Origin of the sequence: Undibacterium sp. GrIS 1.2, from assembly GCF_040544435.1 — a bacterium.
Classification (GTDB): domain Bacteria; phylum Pseudomonadota; class Gammaproteobacteria; order Burkholderiales; family Burkholderiaceae_D; genus Undibacterium.
This window is the reverse complement of the sequence record NZ_JBEONP010000007.1, coordinates 52,494-76,719: the sequence shown is the minus strand read 5'-3', so window position 1 is coordinate 76,719 and position 24,226 is coordinate 52,494. Positions and strand designations below refer to the sequence as shown.

Here is a 24,226-nt window from a genome sequence, read left to right as displayed (position 1 = left end):
CAAATGCGCTCACTCACCTCAGAACACGATAAATGATCATGGCTGATACTCTTAATAATTCCAAAACTCCCGACGCACCGTATTTTGAAAAGCATGTTTTTTTCTGCATGAACCAACGTGAAGATGGCCGCCCTTGCTGCGCTGATCGTGGCGCGCAGGCTGCTCAAGAACATACCAAGAAACGGATTAAGCAACTCAACCTCAGCGGTCACGGCAAAATTCGCATCAACAAGGCGGGATGTCTGGATCGCTGCGAAGAAGGTCCAGTGATGGTGATTTATCCGCAAGGTACTTGGTACACCTTCGTCGACCAATCCGACATCGATGAAATTATCGAAGTGGATCTGGTCGGTGGCGGTACGGTAGAGCGCCTCAAGATTTAAGTTTGAAGATTTAACAATATGAATGCCCAAACAGAATATTTTTTCTCGCAAGGTGCGGTTGGTCAGCTGGAATGTGCACTGGATTTACCTGATGCAGAACATTTTCCAGCACCACGCGGGCTTGCCTTAGTTGCTCATCCGCACCCCTTGTTTGGAGGGACGATGGATAATAAAATCGCCCAAACACTGGCACGTGCTTTTGTTACCTTGGGTTATGTCGCAGTCAGGATGAACTTTCGCGGCGTCGGCAAGTCAGAAGGTGTGCATGACAACGGCGTCGGGGAAACTGATGACATGGCTTTACTTCTGGCGCAGATGCGGACGCGTTATCCTGATCTGCCGCTGGCCTTAGGCGGATTTTCTTTTGGTACCTTTGTGCAGGCACAATTGCAACAGAAGCTGATTGCGCAAGGCACGCCAGCAGAGAGACTGGCATTGATCGGTACCGCGGCAGGCAAATGGCCGATGCCGGATGTACCAGCCAATACGATTTTGATCCATGGCGAACTCGACGATACGATCCCGCTGCAAGCCGTTTTTGATTGGGCACGACCACAAGATATTCCCGTCATTGTGATCCCGGGAGCAGATCATTTCTTCCATCGCAAACTACAACATATAAAAAATTATGTCGTCAATTTGTGGGATGAGTCTGCCAATGCAGGCTAACCCACGCTAGACCAAACTTGTCCGCTAGACGATGAACGTCCTTACTGTTTTACTTTTCAATGCTACTTTTTTACTGATTCAATGAAAAAATTTCTCGCTAGATTCCTCTCCGTCAGCTCCTCCGCTGTCCTCGTACTTGCCAGCGCATTGTCAAGCCTGACTGTCAGTTGCATTGCCAATGCCCAAAGTCTGCCAGCGCCCACGATTGCCGCTAAATCCTGGATTTTAGTCGACACCACCAGCAATCAAGTCATCGCATCACAAGATGCGACGCTGCGTATTGAACCTGCATCGCTGACCAAAATCATGACCGCGTATCTGGTGTTTTCTGCGCTCAAAGATAAAAAGCTCGATCTGAATCAGTCTGTTAACGTATCGACTCACGCATGGAAGGTCGATGCCAGCAGCTCCAAAATGTTTATCGAGCCAAACAAGCCTGTCACCATCAATGAATTGCTGTACGGTCTCATCGTTCAGTCGGGTAATGATGCCGCTGTCGCGCTGGCGGAGACGGTAGCGGGCAGTGAAGAAGCTTTCGTCGTCCAGATGAATAAAGAAGCTGAGCGTATGGGCCTTAAGTCCAGCCACTTCGCTAATCCACATGGTTTGCCTAGCCCTGAGAATTATTCTACGGCACAAGATTTGTCGACTTTGGCTGCGCGCCTGATCAATGATCACCCACAGTTTTATAAAACCTATTACTCGACCAAAAGCTTCACGTATAACAAAATCACCCAACCAAACCGCAACCGCTTATTGTGGCTAGACCCAACCGTTGATGGTATGAAAACGGGCCACACCGAAGCAGCAGGTTTTTGCCTGATTGCCTCCGCGATTCGCCCTAATGGTAGCGGTCAGCGTCGCCTGATTTCTGTCGTCACAGGCACTGCCAGCGATCAGGTCAGAGCGCAAGAAAGTTTAAAACTGCTGAACTGGGGTTTCCTCAATTTTGATACCGTCAAGCTGTATGAAAAAGGTCAGGCCATCGCCACACCAGAAGTCTGGAAAGGTACACAAGCCCAAGTCAAAATCGGCTTCACGCGTGATCTGTACGTGACTTTGCCAAAAGGTGCTGCCGCCAAACTGAAACCTGCTCTGGAACGCAAAGATCCGCTGGTCGCTCCTATCCCATTGAATAGTCAGGTTGGCACAGTCAAGATGATGTTGGACGGCAAACCGGTCGCAGAATTTCCAGTACTGGCGTTGGAGCAAGTCGATCAGGCAAGTATCTTTGGTCGCGCCTGGGATTCTTTACGCTTGCTATTTAAGTAAGCGATAGCTTTCAGATGCGCTGATGGATTGATTCATCAACGCATCCTCAAAAAGGACAAGGCTCATGCAGTTCTTGTCCTTTTTTCTTATTATTGATCGAGATTAAAATAGAGTTTTTCTGATTTGACCTTCACAAAAATCAAGACTTTAAAACCAATGAGCCGCACCTCCTTTACAGTCCGCGCCGCAGAACCTGCAGATGCCATCCGTCTGAAAGCGCTCGGCATTCACGTCTGGTTGCACACGTATGCAAAAAATGGCATTTCTGATCCTATTGCCCGCTATATATTGGAAGAATTTACTGTCACAAAAATGCGTGCGCTGATCGCAGACAACAAGCAGCGCGTCTTGGTCGCTGAAAATAACGACAATTTACTCGGCTATGCGACGCTTAACATGGATCACCTCATGGATCAACCCATGGCTGACCTAAGCGACAAACCAGCAGATCAGCGACGCGCTAAATTAGAGACCTTGTATGTGCAGGAGCACTTCACAGCTAAAGGCATAGGACGGGCGCTGCTGCAAAGCGCCTTACAAGAAATCGAAGGGAAATTCGATACGCTATGGCTAATGGCAAACGCGCAAAACCAGCGCGCAATTGATTTTTATCTTGCCATGGGTTTTGTTGAAGAAGGCATTACTTATTTTGATCTGGAAGGAAGCCAGCACAAGAATTTGGTGCTGGCATACACTGCAAAAACCTAAAGAGATTTCTTGTTTCTTTGCATTCTCTATCTGGAATTGCTGTTGACGAAGTACTCAGCGATTCCAGAGAAAAATACATTTATTCAACAATCACTCGCTCTTTACCCAACGCAGAATGTGATCGTTTAGATTTAAACACTGGGAAAAACACTTCAATATGCCAAGCCTCTTTCCCATATTGAACATCGTCCATCAGGCCAACTTGTTGGGGATATTGGCGCGTAATTAAGGCGCTTTTAAACATGATGTCCCAGATGAATAAGAAATTACCAAAATTGCCTTTGTAATGACCTATACCGTCATCCATCGTAATCGCATGATGCGCATAGTGCGTGGCAGGTGTAGAGATGGTGCGCTCTAGCAGCCACATTAATGGTCTTGTCAGACGGAAACGATACAGAGGCTCATCCCAGCGTACTGCGCTGTGAGCACCGATAATGACCAAGAGTTTGAGGACGACATAGACCACATACACCTTGGCAAATCCAAGAAAAATCAATGCAGAGGAAATCCAAATTCCCGGCATCATCGCGTAATATAAAAAATTATTTCGATACACAATACGAACGCTCATATAGCTGGCGGAATGATGCACGCGATGCAGTGGCCACAGCAAAGGCGTGTGCGAAATCCGATGCCACCAGTATTGCGTCATATCATCAGCAACTAGCAGAATCAAAAACATCCCCCACCACGGCAAGAACGAAAGGCTATTTTTGTACTCAGGAAAATAATGCTGCCCTATCCACAGAATGCCAAACAAGATGCCGGGCTGTATCAACACCAGTAACAAGACAGGCACTAAAATCTCAGTCTTCCAATCATCTTTGGCAACGTTGAGTTTTTTAAATCGACCGGTGAGGATCTCTAACACCAAGAAGATAACGAAAGCGAGTGTAATCAATAAGGGCTGTAGCAAATCCATTTTGTCACCTGAGGATAAATCAGTTATTTTTATTTATTCAAAATAGTAACCGTAAATATAAGCTCGTTGTTCATGACTTCATTTGCTTTAAACTTTATATAAACTACTGGCCAGACTGATAAAAACATCATAACAACCTGTAGAAATCGTTCGGCATAACCTAACTTGGTTTCGTTAAACAGAACATGCAATAGCTTTTTATCACCCATAGATATGCTAACTTTGCATCGATCCTATCAGCAGCTTATGTAAGAATGAGGTTCCATCACTCACCCGGTATCCCATCATGAACGGACCACTTGTTTACCTCAACGGCAGCCTGACTCCGCTCTCTGAAGCCAAGATCCCTGTGCTGGACCGCGGCTTTATTTTTGGTGATGGTATTTATGAAGTGATCCCGGTGTACGGTCGTAAAATGTTCCGCGCTGATCAGCATCTGGCGCGCTTGTTCCGCAGCCTGGCAGCGATCGGTATTCCAAATCCGCATGACAAAGCAGGTTGGCTGGCATTGATCGCGCAGGTGATGAATGCGCATCCGGCGGATGATCAGATGGTGTATTTGCAAGTGACGCGTGGCGTGGCCAAGCGCGCACATGCGTTTCCGCAAGAGATGGTGCCGACGATCTTCATCATGACCAACCCGATTGTGTTACCGTCCGACGCGGTGCGAGCCAAAGGTGTGGCTTGTGTCTCGATGGAAGACAAACGCTGGTTACGTTGCGAAATTAAATCCATCTCTTTGCTGGGTAACGTGCTGGCAGCGCAGAATGCAGCAGAACATGGCGTCACCGAGAGCATTCAGTTCCGCGATGGATTTTTGACCGAGGCATCGGCGTCGAATGTCTGGATTGTCAAAGATGGCGTTCTGTCCGGTCCGCCAAAAGATCATCTGATATTGGAGGGCATACGCTACGGACTAATTGAAGAATTGTGTGCCGCTGGCGGCATTCCGCTGCAAGCCCGCAAAATCACGCAAGACGAAGTATTTGCAGCGGACGAGGTGTTGTTGTCCTCCGCGACCAAAGAAGTGCTTGCGGTCATCAAGCTAGACGAGCAGACTATTGGAAACGGCGTGCCCGGCCCCATCTATCAGAAACTATATGCGGCCTATCAGCTTGCCAAAGCCGCTTAACACTTTCTGAATGTTGTGATCATGTCAAACCAAATGCTGCCTCCTGTCGATCCCGCCGCGAGCCTGATCGAATACCCAAGCGACTTCCCCATCAAAATCATGGGGGCGATGCATGATGACTTTGCGCAGACGATGCTGGAGGTGGTGGTGGTACATGATCCTAGCTTCCACGCAGGCAAGATGGATATGCGGCCTTCATCGAAAGGTAATTATCTGGCGATCACGGTAACGGTTGTAGCCACAAGTCGTGAGCAACTGGATAATTTATACCGCGCTTTGTCCGGTCATCCTATGGTGAAAATGGTGTTGTAGGCAAAGCTGTTTTAGACCAAATCTTTACGTCATTGCTGGGTTAATATTATTTCAACCCAGCCTGACGACATCGCTACATCGCCCTCTTAAATAAAACATAACCCCATATACTCACGTAGAGTATTTTTAATTGTCCTTATAAAACTTGGACAATTGGTTGTTTTTATCAAAAATGATGGGGAGTATCGAAAAACTATCCTGATCAGTTGTAGGTTTTATCAGCAGGCGCATACGCTGTCTGCCCCAACAATTCGCGCTTCAGGCTGTCTTGTACTGGCTGGTCGCCTAACCAGATGCGGAAAAATACCCGGGCGAACTGGTCGCCTGGCAACACTGTGCCGAGTTGAGTTTTGTTGACGTAGGCGCTGGAGCCAATCCCAGGCACATAATCAAAGGTGATGGTGTCGCCGTTTCTGACCATGGGAATAGTGCCGAACACCTGACCAAACGACGCCATTTGTATCGTCACATCGGACAAATCCTTGGCTGTATTGTTTTTGCGCATGCCTTTTAGCATGGCGGCAGCCAGCTCATTGACGTCGATATCCCGCAAGATATGCAACACCATTTTGCGGGGACCACTGGCGATAATCTGGGCAGGATTGTCGGTTTTTACCGGCACGTACAAAGCGGCGACATAGGCTTTGGCAAACAAAACTGAACGGGTACCGGCGCCGTTTAAGACCAGTTCTTTATTCGCTAAGGTAACTTGATTAGGAATTTTGACTTGCTGTATTTCTACTGCTTGGCTGGGAGCAGCCAGTGCAAACAAACAAAAGCTGGCGATGGTGGCACACGTGCGGGCAAAGCGAGAAATCGGATTAGTCATTTTGGTTTTTATAAAATTAGATTTAATCCTCTATTTTATCTAAAAATTAAGCAAAAATAACAAAGTTGCAAAGCCATGTCTTGTGCGCTGCAACGCCCAAGCGCACTGAGTTCGGACGGAGTTCGGGCTGAGTTTAGATTAAGTGCAGTGTGCAATATAAATTTGCGCTGATAAGAACAGGCGCAATAAAAAAGCTAAGGGCCAGTCAATAAGCTGGAACCTATTCAGCCGCAATTTCTTCCAATAACCAAGTCCTAAACGCTCTGACTTGCGGCCGCTCCAATGCATTCGCCGGATATACAAGGTAATACGACACGGGGCTGGGCAAGACAATATCAAACAAGCGCACCAGACTGCCGTTACGGATATCGCTTTGTACGATCGCATGCCGCCCCAGAGCAATACCCTGCCCGTCAACAGCAGCACGCGCCAGCATGGACGAGTCCTGAAAGATCAAACCACCGGTCGGTTCTGCATTGGACAAACCCGCGGCGCGGAACCACGGTTCCCAAGGCTCGCGGTCACAGCGCAACAAATGCGCCTGCGCCATTTCGGCTGGCGTGGCAGGTAAATGTCCACCATTAAAATGCGGACTGACGACGGGGTAATACGTGTCGTCCATGATGTGTTCGCTCTTCAGCCCCGGATAATCGCCGTTGCCAAAGCGGATGCCGATATCAATTGATTCTCGTCCAAAGTCGGTCAAATGGTTACTCGACTGCAGACTGACTTCCAAACCAGGATGCTGGTCGATAAACCGCCCTAGTCGCGGCGATAGCCAGCGTGCAGCAAAGGAAGGTAGCGCGGTAATTGCCAGCCGCTTTTGTTGCTGACGACCTTTGAGCACATCCGCTGCCTTAGCAATATCCTCCAGCGCAGACCGGATCGCGGTGGCAAATTGCTCACCGTCATTGGTGATCGTGATGCGTTTGCCACGACGGGTAAACAATTGCACACCTAGTTCTTCTTCCAGCGCCCTGACTTGATGGCTAATGGCACCATGCGTGAGATGGATTTCATCAGCCGCACGCGAAAAATTTTGATGCCGTGCGGCCGCTTCAAAGGCCCGCAAAGCGGCCAAATTGGGCAAATGTCGAAAATCATTCATGGTTAATAAGCTTAGGTAATCAGATGTTTTTCTATGTGAACCATTTTAGCAAGCAAATCCAAAATTACTCGTTTTGTTTCTCTATCTCATGCAACTACAATGCTTTCATCGCAGCGCAACATGAGATTTTTCCTTTATAAATCAATGGCTCGCTGATTATCATGCAGTAAAGCAAGGGGTTCTGAAATGACAAATTATTTAGCAAAACCATCGTACACCATTCCTGCCGGTAAAACCGTCTCTGGCACCTCTGAGCAAGCACGTCTGGTAACCGTGACTTGTGGCCGCGTCTGGTTGACGATTGAAGGTCAGGAGAAAGATTTTTGGCTGACAGCGGGTGAATCTCTGAACATACCGGCCAAGCGCTTAATCGTGATCGAAGCGGATCAGCAGGCTAGTTTGGTTGAAATGACGAATGCTCATGTGACCTCGATCGCTCAAAAAATTGAAAGTGATAGCGAAGACCGCTTGTTGACGACAGCATTCTTTAGCAAACTGTCGCAAAAACTCAAACATCACGTATTTGCGTAATTCGATTTGCGTAATTCGTTTAGTCATCCGCTGATACAAATTGATGAATTTAAACAGACCGAAGGTTTTAGCAATATACCTTCGGTCTAGCTTTAACCCAGATTTTCCATTGGAACAGCGACAAGTGTGCCTTTGGCGAACTGACTGGTTAGACGCGACGACGACGCAAGCTGCATCTTGCTAGGAGGAGCAACAACGCCAGGCAGTTCGCCAAAGGCGCAATTGTTGCTGTAGCGTTTCCACTCAAATCGCGGTGTTGCTATCCCTCTGAACACCGCACGCCGTCTGCGTTTCTGCGAAGTGGCAGCGGTCTAATGGAAAATCTGGGTTTAACTGAGATATGTAAGCCAAGTCCAAGTGCGCCGCACACGATGTTACACTTGCGCCCTATGTCTGCCATCTCCGCCTCCCCTATTTCTTCCCAGCTGCGCATCATTGATCGCGGCATTGAAGACTATCAAACCACCTATGACGCGATGCGCGCTTTTACCGATGCACGCACCGAACTGACGCCCAATGAATTCTGGATTGTTGAGCATCCGCCAGTGTTTACTCTCGGCCTTGGTGCAGATCAATCGCACGTGCTGGCCGCGCATGAGATTCCGGTGATTCAAACTGATCGTGGCGGCGAAGTGACTTACCATGGCCCAGGGCAAGTGGTGATTTATCTGCTAATGGATTTACGTCGTGGTCACCCCAAAGCGCGCCTGTTTGCACGTGAGTTCGTGAATAAAATCGAGCAAGCCGTTATCAACACGCTGGCAGCGTATAATCTTGGTGGTGAACGCAAGCAAGGCGCGCCCGGTATTTACGTCAGCGATGGCGCCTGGCAAGGCGCAAAAATTGCAGCACTTGGCTTAAAAGTCCGCGGCAATGGCTGCACTTATCACGGCGTATCACTCAATGTGACAATGGACCTGACCCCTTTTTCCTGGATTAATCCTTGCGGTTATGCCGGTCTTGCGACGATTGACATGACGACTCTGGGCGTCAGCGTCCCGCTGGCAGATGTGCAACATGCGCTGGCGACTAATTTACAAGACCTTTTGACCGTATCCTGACATAGCAACTGATCAGCACCATGACAACAGAAAACACTCCCGTCTCTACTCTGGCTCCCGCCTACGATCCAACCGAAAAACAAAAAGGCGCGAGTAAAACTGCGCGTATTCCCATCAAGATTATCCCGATGGAACGTTTGCCAAAGCCGGATTGGATACGGGTTAAAGCAGGCTCGCCGACGACACGTTTTTATGAAATTAAAGACATCCTGCGTGCCAACAATCTGGTCACAGTATGTGAAGAAGCCTCTTGCCCTAACATCGGCGAGTGCTTTGGCAAAGGCACAGCGACCTTCATGATCATGGGTGACAAATGCACACGCCGTTGCCCATTTTGCGACGTTGGTCATGGCCGCCCAGATCCGCTGGATGTCAACGAGCCACTGAATCTAGCAAAAACAATTGCTCAGCTCAAACTGAGTTACGTCGTCATTACCTCAGTAGATCGTGACGATCTACGCGACGGCGGTGCAGCCCACTTTGCAGAATGCATTACCAAGATCCGCGAACTCTCACCTAAAACCCGAATAGAAATTCTGACACCGGATTTCCGTGGTCGTATGGATCGTGCACTAGAAATTTTGAACCTGGCACCACCCGATGTCATGAATCACAATCTGGAAACCGCACCGCGCTTATATAAAGAAGCGCGTCCGGGTTCGGATTATGAATACTCATTAAATTTGCTAAAGCGTTTTAAAGAGCAGCATCCAAATACCCCGACCAAATCCGGCATCATGGTTGGCCTGGGTGAAACCGATGAAGAAATTCTGCAAGTCATGCGCGACATGCGTGCCCACAATGTCGATATGCTGACGATAGGCCAGTACTTATCACCAAGCGGCCACCATCTGCCAGTACGTCGTTATGTACACCCGGATGTATTTAAAATGTTTGAAGAAGAAGCCTACAAAATGGGCTTCGCACATGCTGCGGTCGGCGCCATGGTCCGTAGTTCCTACCATGCTGATCAACAGGCGCATGGGATAGGGTAATTTAGTTTTAGCAAAACCAATTGAGGCTTGTCACCGATCAAACCGGAGGTACTCTGGGCAAGTCTCAATTGTTAACGTATCAGATGGAATCATGCTCCATTCACCTAAGCAATCACGCTTATCTCGCAGTAAAAATCAACGCAGACACAAAAGCATTTCGAGAATATGAATAATATTTTGATTTCGCTATTCCAATCCCATCCTATTTGAAGTGCTAGCCGCATTATCGTAAACGGCCGCGATAGCACTTACTTCTTTTTATACTGGCATTTAAATTTTCTTATTTATTAGCAATAAAAATGATGAAAAAAATGTAACTCACAGCTAACCTATCAAGAAAAGATGTTATTTTTTCTTGCAAAAAGGTCAAATTCATGATGAAATGCATAACTTTATAATTGCCAATTAAATAATTATTTAAGGCATTATTATTGCATTCCAGGAGCAGTACCCTCATGTCCCAATTCCCCGCCCTGCAAGCGCAGCTTACGCAGTTTGCCAGTAACGCCGCCAGTGGCTTGCTCAGCCAGTTCTCTGGCGAATTTTCAAGCGACACCCGGCTCTACGACTTCAGTCTGCAGAATGCAGAACAAGTGGTGGACTTCGGATCGGGCGGCTTGCTAGTCGAAGGCTTCGCCGCTCAAGAAGCGCTGCACAGCATTAGCACACGAGACGTCATCCTGTTATCAACCAATCCCAGCATCAAGCTAAGTAGCTTACTCACCCAAACCGCCAGCCTGCACATCAGCCTCAGCGACGGCACCCGCAGCAGTTTCACCGGCTTAATCCAGCAAGTCGCCAATCTTGGTAGCGACGGTGCCTTAGCCCGTTACCGGGTTCGTCTGGTTCCCTGGCTGTGGCTACTCACCCAAGTTCATACCAGCCGCGTCTGGCAAGATAAAACGGTGATTGAGATCATCGAATCCATCTTCAGCAAATATAGTAGCCACGCCGCCTGGACCTGGAGTGAAGATGTCACTGATTTTATGCGTGACGCACGCCCCCGCAGCTATGTCGCCCAATACCGCGAAAGCGACTACGACTTTGTCCGGCGACTGTTGACCGAAGAAGGACTCAGCTGGCGCTTAGAAGAAGATACGACCGCTCCCAGCGGACACAAACTGATCTTCTTCGCTGACAGCACCCACACCAGTGCCACCCCAGAAGATGCGACCAGTCAACATAGCTTAGGCGGTGCTGGTATCCGCTTCCATGGTGCCAGTTCCAGAGAGCAGCAAGACAGTATTCAAGCCTTAGGTGCCAAACGTCAGCTTACCGTCGCCCTAACCACCGTTCTCAGCATGGACTACAAGTCCAAACAATCGGTTACCGCCAGTGTGCCCACGCATCATCAATACGGTGGCAAAAATGTCCCCGTGATTGAAAGTTACGATACGCCCGGTCTGTATGCATACGCCGATGCGGCTCAGGCAGAACGCTATGCCCGATTGCAACAAGAAGCCCATGAAGCCAGAAATAAAACCTGGATCGCTCGCTCCACCGTCAGAACTCTGCGTCCCGGTACCCGCTTCACGCTGAGCCAAGGCCCCTTGGATATAGTTAATAACGCAGCCAACACACCGCCCGAATTAGTCGTTTTGAATGTCACCAGCATCGGTATTAACAATCTCCCCAAAGCCGCCAAAGAAAGTCTGGCAGAACTATTTGGTTCGATTCCCCAGCTACTGACAGAATGTCTGAACAGTGCGAAAGAAGAGAATGGTAGTGATGGTGACTATGGCAGCCGCGGTGGTAAAAATAGTGTTAATGCAGGTAGTAGTCGTCAATCGAATGACGGCTTTAATGACGACAATGCCTTTGCACAAGCCTTACAAAAAAAAGAAGAGCAGCAACAATTACGGCAAGTCATTACCCAAGCGACGACGCTGGGCTACGCCAATCACTTCACCGCCATTCGCTCTGATATCCCATGGCGACCTGTGGCCTGGGAGGAGACGGATGTGAGTGGCAGCTACAACACCAGCCACAACGCCAAACCGACTGCTCTAGGCAGTCAGACCGCCATCGTCGTCGGTGCGGACGGACAAGATCAACCCAATGGTGCTGATGAAATTTACTGCGATCGCTTAGGCCGGGTACGCATCCGGTTTCACTGGCAAGGGCAGCAAGATGATGCCAACGCCACTTGCTGGGTCAGGGTTGCCCAACGCTCTGCGGGGAATGGCATGGGTGTTCAGTTTCTCCCCCGTATCGGTCAGGAAGTCGTGGTCCAGTTTATTGAAGGTGATATTGATCGTCCTATCATTGTGGCGGCACTGTATAACGGCCAAGGCGAAGGAGGTAGTGCGCCTACGCCCGGTGGACAAACCATGCAGGATGCCAATATCACGATCTTTGACGCCGCCACAGACCACCAACCCAGCGGTCAAGGTAATCTGGTCGGAGGCAATAGCCCCGTCTGGCATGGCGCTTCTGCGAGCAGTGCAGGACACAACAATCCCAGCGCCCAATGGGGTATTCGCAGCAAAGAATTTGGTGGCAACGGTTACAACCAGCTCAACTTTGATGACACCGATCAACAAGCTCGCATTCAACTTAAAACTACCCAAGCCGGTACCGAACTTAACCTTGGTCACCTAATCCACACCGCCGACAACTACCGCGGCAGTTTCCGTGGACTGGGTGCCGAACTCCGTACCGACGCTTATGGTGCACTCCGCGCTGGTGCCGGACTACATCTCAGTAGCTATCCTATTAGCCATAACGCCAATCAACGCGATTATGCGGCTGATAACACCGCAGGTATGGCACTTTTAAAGCAAGCGACCAGCTTGGCAAAAAGCTTCAGCGATGCGGCCAAGACGCATCAAACGGTGGAGCTTGCCAGCCACATCGGGAGTATTCGTAGTTATAGCAGCAGTCTCGATCCACGTGCTTCCCCTATCAAAGCACTGCACACCGCCGCCAGTGGCATGCTTAGTTCCCAGAGTGAAGCACAGGCAAAAGCCGATGCCGCTGATAAAAACACAGCGCCCAACAAAGACACTTTGCCGCATAGCACTGACCCCATTATCAGCCTCAGCGCTAAAGCTGGCCTGAGCATGACCGCCGGACAAAATATCCAATTCGCCAATGGAGAAACCACGACGTTCCTTAGCGGACAAGATACGCAGCTACATACTGGGAATCAATTCCGGTTACACACAGGACAAGCGATTGGCATCCTAGGCGGGGTCGTTAAACCTGGTGAGCAACAAATCGGATTACAACTGATCGCCGCTAAAGACAATATTGATTTGCAAGCCCAAAGTGACCAGATGCAGATTCAGGCTAGAGATGAGATCAATATACTCAGCAGCCATGCACATATTGACTGGGCTGCGGCGAAGAGTATTAGCCTCAGTACCGCTGACGGGGCCAATATTACGATCAAGGATGGCAATATTACTGTGCAGTGTCCGGGGAAGATTCTGGTACAGGCTGGGAAGAAGAGCTTTGTTGATGCTGACACCTTGAACTACGCGATGCCGACCATGCCAACATCTGGTCCGTTTCAACGCAAGTTCATCATTACACGTGCGACCGACCAGCAAGTGGTGCCACATCAAAAATATCGTCTGACGCTAGATGACGGACGGAAGGTGGAAGGTATCAGCGATGCACAAGGCGCTACTAATCTCGCGCACAGTGACAGTATGCAAATCGTCAAAATTCAATTTCTTTACGACTGACTTCTTTACGAATAATTCAACGTGATAACAAATAATCAAACGCCTTACGGCGCCAGCGTGAATATGTCCGCACCAGGCATGCCAGATGCAAAAGTAGAAATGCTTCATCAACCTGGCATCATCATCTTTGTCCATGGAGTCAACTCAGATGGCGAATGGTACGAGGCGGCAGAAAGAGGTTTGTTAAAAGGTTTAAGCGCTCGCCTCGGTCTGAATGACGCAGTGGGCGGCGACCTTAGCTTGAGTCCAGTCACGTATGCCAAGGAGTTGATGCCTGATGGCAGTCTGAACCGTGATATTTCTGGTAAAAATTTTATCTCTGACCATGGAAATTCACCGGTTATTCGTTTTCGCTGGGGCTATAAAGCAGCAGGTCAGGATGGTACGCCCGGCTCACGAGATGAAGTAAGCACCTACGGTGGCAAGATTTATCTTAACGAGCTAGATGCCTGGGGTGGTGGCCCCTTCCAAAACGGTACCACCGCGCTTCCCTACATGTGGGGCTTAGGTTTGGATGATCGCGTATTCTGGTGGTTATATGCCAATATGTTTCCCGTGGCCGGACGCGAAGTCTATGCCAGTCCGCCCCGCGCCTACTTTGCCCATGCGGCACATCGCCTCAAAGAGCTGATCAAATCCATCCGTGATAAACAGGCAGATTGCCCCATCACCGTGGTGTGCCATAGCCAAGGCAATATGGTCACCATCGCCGCTGCTCTGCTAGGCGAAAAAGAACATGCCCTGGCCGACACCTACATACTCTGCAACCCACCGTATAGTCTGGAAAGCCTGGGTATGGATAAAATTATCAACCATGATGACAAATCCGCCGTAGGTCAATTTGGTAGCGTCACCACTGCCGCACGCAAACTCACCTTTGCGAACTTCCTTAAAACGGTAAAAGAGCTCCAAGCCAAGATAGGCCCGCAATCTCTTGATCTCATCAATCGTTATCATGGTTTTAAACAGCCCGACAGCGGTAAGACTATTTTTGAATTAAGTGCATTCCCAAGCGACCCTAAACAAGTGCCGCAAGAGGGACAAGACCGCGACAATCGTGGTCGCGTATTTTTGTATTGCAATCCGCATGATCAAGTCATTGGTGTGAGCCCGGTCGAAGGCATAGGCTGGCGTGGTGTGAGCCAGGCACAATTGCCTGAAATAGGAGCCGATGGTGTATTCCACCAACGCGTTTGGGCTACACCGGGAGGCAATCAAAGTCCCTCATTTGCCGTTGGTTCACCAGATTGGACCGGGCGCGCTTACCGTTATATTGACGATCACCATAAACCGGGACATTTCTGGTATCCACCTGCGCCGCGCATGAAGTATGAGTTGAGCCTCAACCCCAACCAGAGCGTAGCGTCCCAAATCATCACGGTATTGACCTCTCCGATTTTTTTGATTTTTACCAGACTGGTCACGCTGCGTATCAACAATGAACCCAAAAAAGACTGGGCAGTCCCCATTACAGCACCCGTCCTCAGATCTCCCGTCGTACCGCAGTCTGTACGTTACGGAAAAACAGCTGAATTTGATCAGGGTTATGACCCTGCACATGATGCCCTTGCCAATGCCGAAGATAAGGACAAATTAAAAGACGATGTTCATGGCGGCCTATACCAAGATAGTGGTGCAGGCGATGCCAATAGTGAAGCAAGTTTGCGCTACGAACATCAGGCACGCATCCGTCGGCTAGAACGAGAACGCGACCCCACGGGTAACACTAAATTACCTGAAGAAGATCAGCGTGCTGCCATTACACGGATGTTGAAAGAAAACCCGAATGCGACAGACCATTCCACTATCCTGACTAATCCGGCACATTCGGAAAAGGTTCTTGCCTACGACGTGGCAATTGGATGGGTGAACCCCAGTAAGATTACTGAAGAAGATATGTTCGCGTTCAGGCAGTTTGCGCATTGGATGATGTTAAAAGATACATTTGGACTTCCAGTTACTCAGCAATTTGAAGATTACTGGAAGCGTGGCTTCTATAACGAACTACAGCTTCAGCACACCTACACCATGGAGCACATGGATAAGAACGCTTCACTCATCAAGGATGAGCGCGAGCGCAGTCTGCTTGGTGCGATTAAAGGATGAAGTTTATGCCACACCATATCAACATAAAACAACGCCGTACTCTACTGACAGGAGCCCTAGGAATGGGATTATTGACACTTTTAGGATTCAAGCCCGCGACTGCCGCCAGTACAAAGGCTGCTGACGCAATAGCACCTAAATCCACTACATGGCCGCAAGGTGCAATGGTTCAACTGGTCGGCGCCAACCTGATCTCTAATCTGTTTGACCAAGGCTTTGGGATAGAGAAATATTTGCCTAAACTGTTTGAGTTAGGATCGAATGGCAAACCACCTAAATCATTTAAGTCTATAGCTCCTGGCAACGGAAAATTTTATCCCGAAGGACGCTACAGGTGTGATGTAAGTTATATAGATGAACTCTGCCTAGGCCTCCAGTTTGTCGTCAGCTATTACGGCCGCGACATCCAAGGCTTCAACATGTTCATGTGGAATGGTATACGCATGAATGGTCTGCCTATCGTCAGTGGCTTTACCGCTGAACGTACTGAAGAGGAGGCGCGCACCATATGGCGCAAAGCTTACCAAGCCTATGGCCTCACCTCCAAACCAGTGCTCACTTTATCATCCGGCAATTCTGGATGGACGACATTGGAAACAGGCTGGAACATGATCTCCACTCCAGACGCTAAAGTGATCTGGCAAGCGACCGTAGATTCGCCCAGCTACCCAAAAGATGACGAACCCAACGAAGCCGCAGTGCTTTTAATGGTAGCCCATCCCGCCTACGACACAGGCCGCAAACCTCTGGCCTACTTCAGCGCACCGCAGATTGTGCCGGTCAAAGAGGTTAAGTCGGTTGAGGGAGAAAGTCGCAAAATCACCGCCATGCGCCAAGCCGTCATGCAAGCCTGCACCGCCGCAGGCATTGACTCCACATCGATAGGCTCAGTAGCGACTGATTGCGGACGCGGAACAGCATTATCTGCCCAACACCTGGGAGAAGTTGGTCGCGTATTGCACGATGTACTTCCTGAATTTGACGTCACCAAAGACAGAATCGATATGGTGGCTTTAATAGGTGAGCTGGGCGCAAATACAGTAAATTACACCTTGCTGATGGCCGCTTATGCTGCACATCAGCGCAACCATGTGGTGCTGTATTTATCCAACGTAGATCCGGAAGCTGGTCGCGCTATGTTGATATTCCCACCAAAAGATCACACGCCACCTGATCCGCATCGTAGCTTTCCAGAACATAAACCGCGTGGTCAATGGTACGCGCCTTGGTGGGGACAGCGACTGGATGGAAAATTGGATTATTAAGCGGACTTAAAACGAAGGTATCAAATAAGATGACAACGCAAAAGATAGAACTTACACAACCCACACAAGAAAAAAGCTACAACCCCAACCACTTGCTCGATGCTGTCATCAAGCACGTCGGATTAAAAAACGATGCAGCGCTGTCACGGATGCTGGAAGTTGCACCGCCGGTGATCAGTAAAGTCCGTCATGGCCACTTGCCTGTCGGTGCGACTTTGCTGTTGCGCATGCATGAGATCAGCGACTTGAGTATTCGGGAACTACGCTCGTTGATGGGCGACCGTCGGATGAAATTCAGGGGTTGATGCAACCGCGCTGAATAAGTTGGTCGCTGTACACCAGTTTATACTCCCTGCTAGTATATTTATAGTGTCCATATAATCCTTGGACACTAAGGCATATTGATTTAAAAATAGTGGGAGTATATGGTTTTACGTCTTAAACGATCACATCGTTAAATAATAGTCACGACGCAGTCTGATTTTATTTTTGCCCGATCAACTAGCCAATCACTTGATCGCGTAGAGTCAAGCTAAGTGCTTAGTCCTGCAAGGATTTTTGATACTTTTCTGGCGACACTTCATAGCTGATGTACTATGATGCCGATTGGGTGGCGTAAAAAGAGTTTGGATTTTAATGGCCGGCTTGCGGTGGATGTTAATCCTCATCTACTCATACAATCTACTAATACCAACTGACACTGACCTGCCAAATAATTGCCAAATAACTTGTGAAACTCTCTCATCCCTCTCGCCTGATTGCAGCGTTTTTAACGCTGTTTAGCATGCTGTTTATGCAGCTTGCTGTGGCATCTTATGCTTGCCCTGGCAGGACGATGGGTAATGTTATGAGCGGTATGAGCAGCACGAGCAAAAACGTCAACGCTATGACTATGGTGGGCTGCGAAGGTATGGACAGCGAGCAACCCGCACTGTGCCACGCCCATGCTGAAGATGCGTTTGGAAAACAATCGCTGGATAAACCAACAGCGCCGGATGTACCTGCCTTTGTACAGGCTGGATTAGTGCTGACGCTGGTCATCATTGAAATATCAGAACTCCCACAAGAACCTCAGCGTCAAAGCTTATTGCTGGCACGCTCTACCGCGCCGCCCATCGCTATCCGCAATTGCTGTTTCCGCATTTAAATCTCCAGATCGCTTAGCTTGTTGCCGTACGTCTTTTTGACGACAGTGCCGTTGATCGTTCTCTGGAGATTCCATGTCTTTCCCAATCTACGCACCTTTGCTTGCGCATCTTAATGCTGACCATCATTCTAAGCTGGTCAATACCATACTCCGTGCCGGAAAAATCGGCAAAATAATCACCGCGTTCGTGATTACGCTGTCGTCACTCAACGTCAAGGCTGCGGATATATCACTAACTATGCCAATGACGTCGCAGACTGTACCACTCACCGTGCCGCTAACTTTGAGCCAAGCGCAGCAACTTGCGGTCGCCCGGTCGCATCAACTGATTGCACAGGATTTAGCTGTTACTGCCTCACGTGAAATGGCGATCGCGGCCGGACAATTGCCTGATCCAGTATTAAAAGCCGGCATCGATAATCTGCCTATTAACGGCCCTGACCGTGGCAGCCTGACCAGCGATTTTATGACGATGCATCGTATCGGTGTGATGCAAGAACTGACCCGAAGCGATAAGCGCCAGTTGCGCGCCCAACGCTATGACCGGGCAGCCGATAAGTCGTTAGCAGAAAAATCCAACCTCATTACCTCTATTCAACGCGATACTGCGATTGCCTGGTTGGACCAATACTATGCAGAACGCATGGCTGTCGTGGTCGCAGAACAAACAGCTCAAGCCAAGCTTGAAATCGACGCGGCGGAGGGAAATTATCGCGCTGGTCGCGGCAGCCAGGCAGATATCTTTAGCGCCCGTAGTGCGCTAAGTATGGCGAATGACCGCAGCAGCGACATCCAACGTAAACTACGCAACGCCAAGACGATGTTACATCGTTGGACCGGTGTTAACTCAGAGCTGAGCTTAGCGGAGCAGCCTCAGCTTGACACTATTCGCCTAGATCAATCAACGCTAGACACTTCGCTCGCCCATCATCCACAGATCGCGGTATTGAACAGGCAAACAGAGCTGGCCGAAGCCGATGCCAAACTGGCAGAGGCGAATAAAAAATCGGACTGGTCTGTCGAGGTCGCTTTTCAGCAGCGTGGTTCTGCCTATTCAAATATGGTATCGGTCGGCGTATCACTGCCGTTTCAGTGGGATCAAAAGAACCGCCAGGATCGCGAGCTCTCTTCCAAACTAGCAATGGTCGAAAAAGCCAAAGCCGAGCGTGACGAAATGCTGCGCGCCCACGTCGCCGAGACCAAAGCAATGATAGACGAATGGCAAACGGAGCTTGAGCGTATCGCCCGCTACGAGCACGAATTAATCCCGTTGGCAGCAGAGCGGACGCAAGCCACGATGGCGGCATACCGGGGCGGCAAATCCAGCCTATCTGAACTCTTGTCTGCACGCCGCAATGAGCTTGATATGCGCCTGCAAGCGCTGCAACTTCAATCCGACACTGCCCGTTTATGGGCACAACTGAATTTTCTATTTCCGGCCGAAGTGTCAGGCATACATTCGGCTCAGTCCATGAACAAGGATATCCAATGAAAAATAAAAACATCCTCCTCACCGCAGGACTCGTTGCTATCGGAATGTTGACAGGATTTGGTCTCTATCGTCTCGGCATCAGCCAAGGTATGAAAGCCTCCGCAACACCCCAAACAAATACAGCGACGCCAACAGCCGGAGCTAATGATAAAAAGGTACTGTATTGGCACGATCCTATGGTTCCCACCCAAAAGTTTGATCACCCGGGCAAGTCACCGTTTATGGACATGCAACTGGTACCGGTCTATGCCGATGGCGATAGTAATGGCGGCAACGACGGCAACGGTGATAACGAAAACTCAGTCAGCATCAGTTCCCGTGTGCAGCAGAATTTAGGAATACGCACCGCGCAAGTGGTCAAAGGCAATCTGAGCCTAGCATTAGCCGCGGTCGGTAGCGTTGCCTACAACGAGCGTGAAGTAGCGCTAGTGCAGGCACGCAGTAATGGCTTTATCGAAAAACTGTATGTCCGCGCGGCCTTGGATAGGGTCAAAAAAGGGCAAGCTCTAGCCGAATTATATGTGCCGGACTGGGTTGCAGCGCAGGAAGAATTTCTGACAGCAAAACGAATGCAGACGAGCGGCATAGATGGCTTGCTAGAGGCCGCTAAACAACGTATGCGTCTGGTCGGCATGAGCGATGAGCAAATCCATTTGGTAGAAACCAGTGGCAAGCTACATCCACGCATCACGATTACAGCGCCGGTCGGCGGCGTCATTACAGAATTGTCGGCACGTGAAGGGATGACCGTCATGACAGGCGCACCGATGTTCCGCATCAACGGCATGGCGACGATCTGGGTCAATGCCGATGTCCCAGAAAATAGTCTGGCGCAGATACGTCCGGGTAACACGGTGGAAGCCAGCACCCCCTCCTTACCCGGCACAACCTTCAAAGGGAAAGTCAGCGCGATCTTGCCACAAGTCGATATGACGACCCGCACGCTAAAAGCCCGTATTGAACTGAACAATCCTTCCGGTCAATTGGTAGCCGGTATGTTCGCTACTATTAAATTTAATTCTGACGCACACAACGATATTTTACTGATACCGACAGAAGCCATCATCCAGACCGGTACCCGCTCGGTCGTGATGATCGCTCAGGATAACGGCAAGTTTATGCCAGTGGATGTTGAGACCGGCATGGAAGCCAATGGTCAGACCGAAATCCGCAAGGGACTGCAAGTCGGGCAAAAGCTGGTTGTTTCAGGTCAGTTTTTAGTCGATTCAGAAGCAAGCCTGAAAGCGACAACGACCCGTATGAGCGACGCCTCTGCCAACGCTGCAATGACAACGACTGTGCCTGCACTTCCATCAGGAGCCAAAAAATGATGGCGAAAATAATCCGCTGGTCTATCGCAAATCGCTTTCTGGTATTGCTAGCAAGCTTGATGATGACCGCATGGGGTATCTGGTCACTATCACGCACACCGTTGGATGCAATTCCAGACTTGTCCGACGTGCAGGTCATCATCCGCACCAGCTACCCGGGTCAGGCACCGCAGATCGTTGAAAATCAGGTGACGTATCCCTTGACCACCACCATGCTCTCGGTACCGGGCGCCAAGACGGTACGCGGTTATTCTTTTTTTGGAGACTCCTTCGTCTACGTATTATTTGAAGACGGTACAGATATGTACTGGGCACGCTCACGTGTGCTGGAATACTTAAATCAGGTGCAGTCGCGTTTACCACCGCAAGCGAAAGCCTCGCTTGGCCCTGATGCTACCGGTGTAGGATGGGTGTATGAATACGCGCTGGTAGATCGCAGCGGCAAGATGGATTTGTCGCAATTACGCGCCTTCCAGGATTGGTTTTTGAAGTACGAATTAAAATCCGTTCCTAACGTATCCGAAGTCGCCAGTATTGGTGGCATGGTGCGCCAATATCAAGTGCAACTCGATCCTGACAAAATGCGTGCGTATAACATCCCCCACGGCAAAATCGTAGAGGCGATACAGAAAGCGAACCAAGAAACCGGTGGCTCGGTATTAGAGCTGGGTGAGGCCGAATACATGGTGCGCGCTTCCGGCTATCTCAAAAGCTTGGATGACTTTCGTAAGATTCCTCTGACCGCGACCGACGCTGGTGTATCGGTGCGGCTAGGCGATGTAGCGCGTGTCCAGATCGGACCAGAAATGCGGCGTGGCATTGCCGACCTGAATGGCGAAGGCGAAGTCGCAGGCGGCGTGATTGTGATGCGCTCCGGCAAAAACGCCCTAGAAACGATCAACGCCGTCAAAGCAAAATTAGAACAATTAAAAGCCAGCCTGCCGCCTGGGGTTGAGATCGTTACCACCTATGACCGCTCGCACCTGATCAAGCGTGCAGTCGATAATTTGCAAGAGAAATTGATAGAAGAATTTATCGTCGTCGCGCTGGTCTGCGCGATTTTCTTATTCCATTTGCGCTCAGCGCTAGTCGCTATCGTCACTTTGCCGGTGGGTATTTTGATTGCCTTTACGGTCATGTATTACCAGGGAGTGAACGCCAACATTATGTCACTGGGCGGGATCGCGATCGCTGTTGGCGCCATGGTAGATGCGGCAGTGGTGATGATAGAGAACGCACACAAACATATCGAGGCCTGGAACCATACTCACCCAGACAAAAAATTATCCGGCGAAGAACATTGGCGGGTCATCGGCGATGCAGCGACAGAAGTTGGTCCCGCACTTTTTTTCTCGCTCTTAATTATTGTGTTGTCGTTTATTCCGGTATTTACGCTAGAGGCGCAAGAGGGACGTTTATTTGCACCGCTCGCTTTTACTAAAACTTATGCCATGGCTGCTGCTGCCGTGCTGGCGGTGACACTGATTCCGGTATTAATGGGTTATCTGATCCGCGGCAAAATTCCGGATGAACAAAAAAATCCGCTGAATCGTTTCTTCATTGCGCTCTACCGTCCGTTGCTCGATGTGGTGCTGCATTCACCCAAAGCAACGCTGATCGTTGCCGCCTTAGTCGTCGTTGCAACTCTTTGGCCAATATCACGTTTGGGCGGTGAGTTTATGCCGCCGCTGGATGAAGGTGATCTGCTGTATATGCCCTCTGCGCTGCCTGGCATTGGTGCCGGTAAGGTATCCGAATTACTGCAACAAACCGACCGTCTGATCAAGACCGTGCCGGAAGTACAAACCGTCTTTGGCAAAGCGGGACGTGCCGAATCAGCAACTGACCCCGCGCCCTTGGAAATGTTTGAGACCACCATACAATTCAAACCACGTGATCAATGGCGTGCTGGCATGACCACCGACAAGTTGATTGAAGAACTGGACCGCATCGTCAAAGTACCCGGATTATCCAACATCTGGGTACCACCGATCAGAAACCGTATCGATATGCTGGCTACCGGCATCAAGAGTCCGGTCGGTATTAAAGTTGCCGGTGCCAGCTTAAAAGAAATCGACCGCATTACCGCCGACATTGAACATGTCGTCAAAAATGTAGCGGGCGTATCTTCGGCCTTAGCAGAGCGTTTAAACGGCGGTCGCTATATTGACGTGGACATCAACCGGGATGCAGCAGCTCGTTATGGATTAAATATTGCGGATGTGCAAAGCATCGTTTCAGCCGCCATCGGTGGTGACAATATTGGAGAAACCGTCGAGGGCTTACAACGCTTTCCGATCAATCTTCGCTACCCCCGTGAGCTACGTGACTCGGTAGAAAAATTACGTCAATTACCGGTGCTGACCGAACGTGGCGCGCAGATCCAATTAGGTGATGTAGCTCAGATCCGCATCAACGATGGGCCACCGATGTTGAAGAGTGAAAATGCACGCCTGTCGGGCTGGGTTTATGTCGATATCCGTGACCGTGATTTAAATTCGACGGTGCATGAGATGCAGCAAGCAGTTGCCAAGCAAGTGAAACTACCTGCAGGTTATTCTGTCACCTGGTCTGGTCAGTTTGAATATCTGGAACGCGCCACCGCCAAGCTAAAAATAGTGGTGCCAGCGACCTTATTGATTATTTTTGTGCTGCTGTATATGACATTTAAACGTGTCGATGAGGCGGCACTGATCATGGCGACCTTGCCGTTTGCACTAGCTGGCGGGATTTGGCTGCTTTGGTTACTTGATCATCACTTATCCGTTGCCAGCGGGGTAGGATTTATCGCTTTGGCAGGTGTCTCGGCAGAATTTGGCGTGATCATGTTGCTCTATCTAAAACAAGCCTGGGATGCTCGCATCCACATCGGAAAAGAAACCGAGCAAGATTTGTTAGATGCGATTCGTGACGGCGCGGTGTTGCGGGTAAGACCAAAAGCCATGACGGTAGCGGTGATTATTGCCGGGCTAGTACCTATCATGTTGGGGCAAGGCACAGGCTCAGAGGTCATGCAACGCATCGCCGCACCAATGGTAGGCGGCATGATCACTGCGCCTTTATTGTCGATGTTTGTGGTACCTGCGGTGTATCTGTTATTGCGTCGAAAACAAATCAGAAAATTGGCAGAAACATCGGCAAAAACATCAGCAGGAACATTAGCAGATACATTAGCAGATGCACCAGAGCGACAAGACTAAAGAGTCACCTAATTATAAGTTTGTAACACTTAGGTTTAGAAATCGCAGTTTAGCTATGTATGTGAATG

The 24,226-nt window shown here is 49.6% G+C and carries 20 protein-coding genes; 17 read left to right on the top strand and 3 right to left on the bottom strand.

What is annotated here, in order from left to right; all coding sequences use genetic code 11:
• Nucleotides 1–38 precede the first annotated feature (38 nt).
• The 4 genes from AAKU61_RS04570 to AAKU61_RS04555 all read left to right on the top strand — a co-directional run bounded on the left by AAKU61_RS04570 (nucleotide 39) and on the right by AAKU61_RS04555 (nucleotide 3,032).
• The gene (locus AAKU61_RS04570) at nucleotides 39–383 is read left to right on the top strand and encodes a (2Fe-2S) ferredoxin domain-containing protein (RefSeq protein WP_354330032.1); all 345 of its coding nucleotides are present in this window, start codon (nucleotides 39–41) and stop codon (nucleotides 381–383) included.
• A gap of 18 nt (nucleotides 384–401) precedes the next feature.
• Nucleotides 402–1,052: an alpha/beta hydrolase gene (locus AAKU61_RS04565; RefSeq protein ID WP_354330030.1), complete on the top strand. Its 651-nt coding sequence runs from the start codon at nucleotides 402–404 to the stop codon at nucleotides 1,050–1,052.
• Between the two features lie 81 nt (nucleotides 1,053–1,133).
• Nucleotides 1,134–2,324, top strand: coding sequence for a D-alanyl-D-alanine carboxypeptidase family protein (locus AAKU61_RS04560; protein ID WP_354330028.1), 1,191 nt, complete (start codon nucleotides 1,134–1,136; stop codon nucleotides 2,322–2,324).
• 156 nt (nucleotides 2,325–2,480) lie between these two features.
• A complete protein-coding gene (locus AAKU61_RS04555; RefSeq protein WP_354330026.1) occupies nucleotides 2,481–3,032 on the top strand; it encodes a GNAT family N-acetyltransferase in 552 nt (183 codons plus the stop codon).
• A 79-nt stretch (nucleotides 3,033–3,111) separates the two neighbouring features.
• Here AAKU61_RS04555 and AAKU61_RS04550 read toward each other — a convergent pair whose 3' ends face one another.
• Complete coding sequence (locus AAKU61_RS04550) at nucleotides 3,112–3,957, bottom strand: sterol desaturase family protein (protein WP_354330024.1); 846 nt, start codon at nucleotides 3,955–3,957, stop codon at nucleotides 3,112–3,114.
• A gap of 286 nt (nucleotides 3,958–4,243) precedes the next feature.
• On the opposite strand from AAKU61_RS04550, the gene AAKU61_RS04545 reads away from it, so the two are divergent.
• Nucleotides 4,244–5,089, top strand: coding sequence for a D-amino acid aminotransferase (locus AAKU61_RS04545; RefSeq protein WP_354330022.1), 846 nt, complete (start codon nucleotides 4,244–4,246; stop codon nucleotides 5,087–5,089).
• 21 nt (nucleotides 5,090–5,110) lie between these two features.
• Nucleotides 5,111–5,401, top strand: a complete 291-nt coding sequence (locus AAKU61_RS04540) for a DUF493 family protein (RefSeq protein ID WP_354330020.1) — start codon at nucleotides 5,111–5,113, stop codon at nucleotides 5,399–5,401.
• 202 nt (nucleotides 5,402–5,603) lie between these two features.
• Here AAKU61_RS04540 and AAKU61_RS04535 read toward each other — a convergent pair whose 3' ends face one another.
• Together AAKU61_RS04535 and gcvA are read right to left on the bottom strand one after the other, a co-directional pair.
• The gene (locus AAKU61_RS04535) at nucleotides 5,604–6,230 is read right to left on the bottom strand and encodes a chalcone isomerase family protein (RefSeq protein ID WP_354330018.1); all 627 of its coding nucleotides are present in this window, start codon (nucleotides 6,228–6,230) and stop codon (nucleotides 5,604–5,606) included.
• Nucleotides 6,231–6,450: 220 nt separating this feature from the next.
• Nucleotides 6,451–7,338, bottom strand: coding sequence for a transcriptional regulator GcvA (gcvA, locus tag AAKU61_RS04530; protein ID WP_354330016.1), 888 nt, complete (start codon nucleotides 7,336–7,338; stop codon nucleotides 6,451–6,453).
• Nucleotides 7,339–7,524: 186 nt separating this feature from the next.
• On the opposite strand from gcvA, the gene AAKU61_RS04525 reads away from it, so the two are divergent.
• From AAKU61_RS04525 to AAKU61_RS04475, 11 genes are all read left to right on the top strand, one after another.
• Nucleotides 7,525–7,869, top strand: coding sequence for a DUF2917 domain-containing protein (locus AAKU61_RS04525; RefSeq protein ID WP_354330014.1), 345 nt, complete (start codon nucleotides 7,525–7,527; stop codon nucleotides 7,867–7,869).
• Between the two features lie 389 nt (nucleotides 7,870–8,258).
• Entirely contained in the window at nucleotides 8,259–8,930 is a 672-nt protein-coding gene (gene lipB, locus AAKU61_RS04520) for a lipoyl(octanoyl) transferase LipB (protein ID WP_354330102.1), read from the top strand.
• Between the two features lie 20 nt (nucleotides 8,931–8,950).
• Entirely contained in the window at nucleotides 8,951–9,925 is a 975-nt protein-coding gene (gene lipA, locus AAKU61_RS04515; protein ID WP_354330012.1) for a lipoyl synthase, read from the top strand.
• Nucleotides 9,926–10,380: 455 nt separating this feature from the next.
• Nucleotides 10,381–13,617: a type VI secretion system Vgr family protein gene (locus AAKU61_RS04510; protein WP_354330010.1), complete on the top strand. Its 3,237-nt coding sequence runs from the start codon at nucleotides 10,381–10,383 to the stop codon at nucleotides 13,615–13,617.
• Nucleotides 13,618–13,638: 21 nt separating this feature from the next.
• Nucleotides 13,639–15,723, top strand: a complete 2,085-nt coding sequence (locus AAKU61_RS04505; protein ID WP_354330008.1) for a T6SS effector phospholipase Tle3 domain-containing protein — start codon at nucleotides 13,639–13,641, stop codon at nucleotides 15,721–15,723.
• A 5-nt stretch (nucleotides 15,724–15,728) separates the two neighbouring features.
• Nucleotides 15,729–16,988, top strand: a complete 1,260-nt coding sequence (locus tag AAKU61_RS04500; RefSeq protein WP_354330007.1) for a hypothetical protein — start codon at nucleotides 15,729–15,731, stop codon at nucleotides 16,986–16,988.
• Nucleotides 16,989–17,017: 29 nt separating this feature from the next.
• On the top strand, nucleotides 17,018–17,293 hold the full coding sequence (locus tag AAKU61_RS04495) for a hypothetical protein (protein WP_354330005.1): 276 nt from the start codon (nucleotides 17,018–17,020) through the stop codon (nucleotides 17,291–17,293).
• A gap of 425 nt (nucleotides 17,294–17,718) precedes the next feature.
• Nucleotides 17,719–18,135, top strand: a complete 417-nt coding sequence (locus AAKU61_RS04490; RefSeq protein ID WP_354330003.1) for a hypothetical protein — start codon at nucleotides 17,719–17,721, stop codon at nucleotides 18,133–18,135.
• Between the two features lie 73 nt (nucleotides 18,136–18,208).
• Nucleotides 18,209–19,627, top strand: a complete 1,419-nt coding sequence (locus AAKU61_RS04485) for a TolC family protein (RefSeq protein WP_354330001.1) — start codon at nucleotides 18,209–18,211, stop codon at nucleotides 19,625–19,627.
• The gene (locus tag AAKU61_RS04480) at nucleotides 19,624–20,958 is read left to right on the top strand and encodes an efflux RND transporter periplasmic adaptor subunit (protein ID WP_354329999.1); all 1,335 of its coding nucleotides are present in this window, start codon (nucleotides 19,624–19,626) and stop codon (nucleotides 20,956–20,958) included. Before AAKU61_RS04485 ends, AAKU61_RS04480 begins: the two co-directional genes overlap by 4 nt.
• A complete protein-coding gene (locus AAKU61_RS04475; RefSeq protein WP_354329997.1) occupies nucleotides 20,955–24,158 on the top strand; it encodes an efflux RND transporter permease subunit in 3,204 nt (1,067 codons plus the stop codon). The genes AAKU61_RS04480 and AAKU61_RS04475 overlap by 4 nt, the downstream gene beginning before the upstream one ends.
• Nucleotides 24,159–24,226 lie beyond the last annotated feature (68 nt).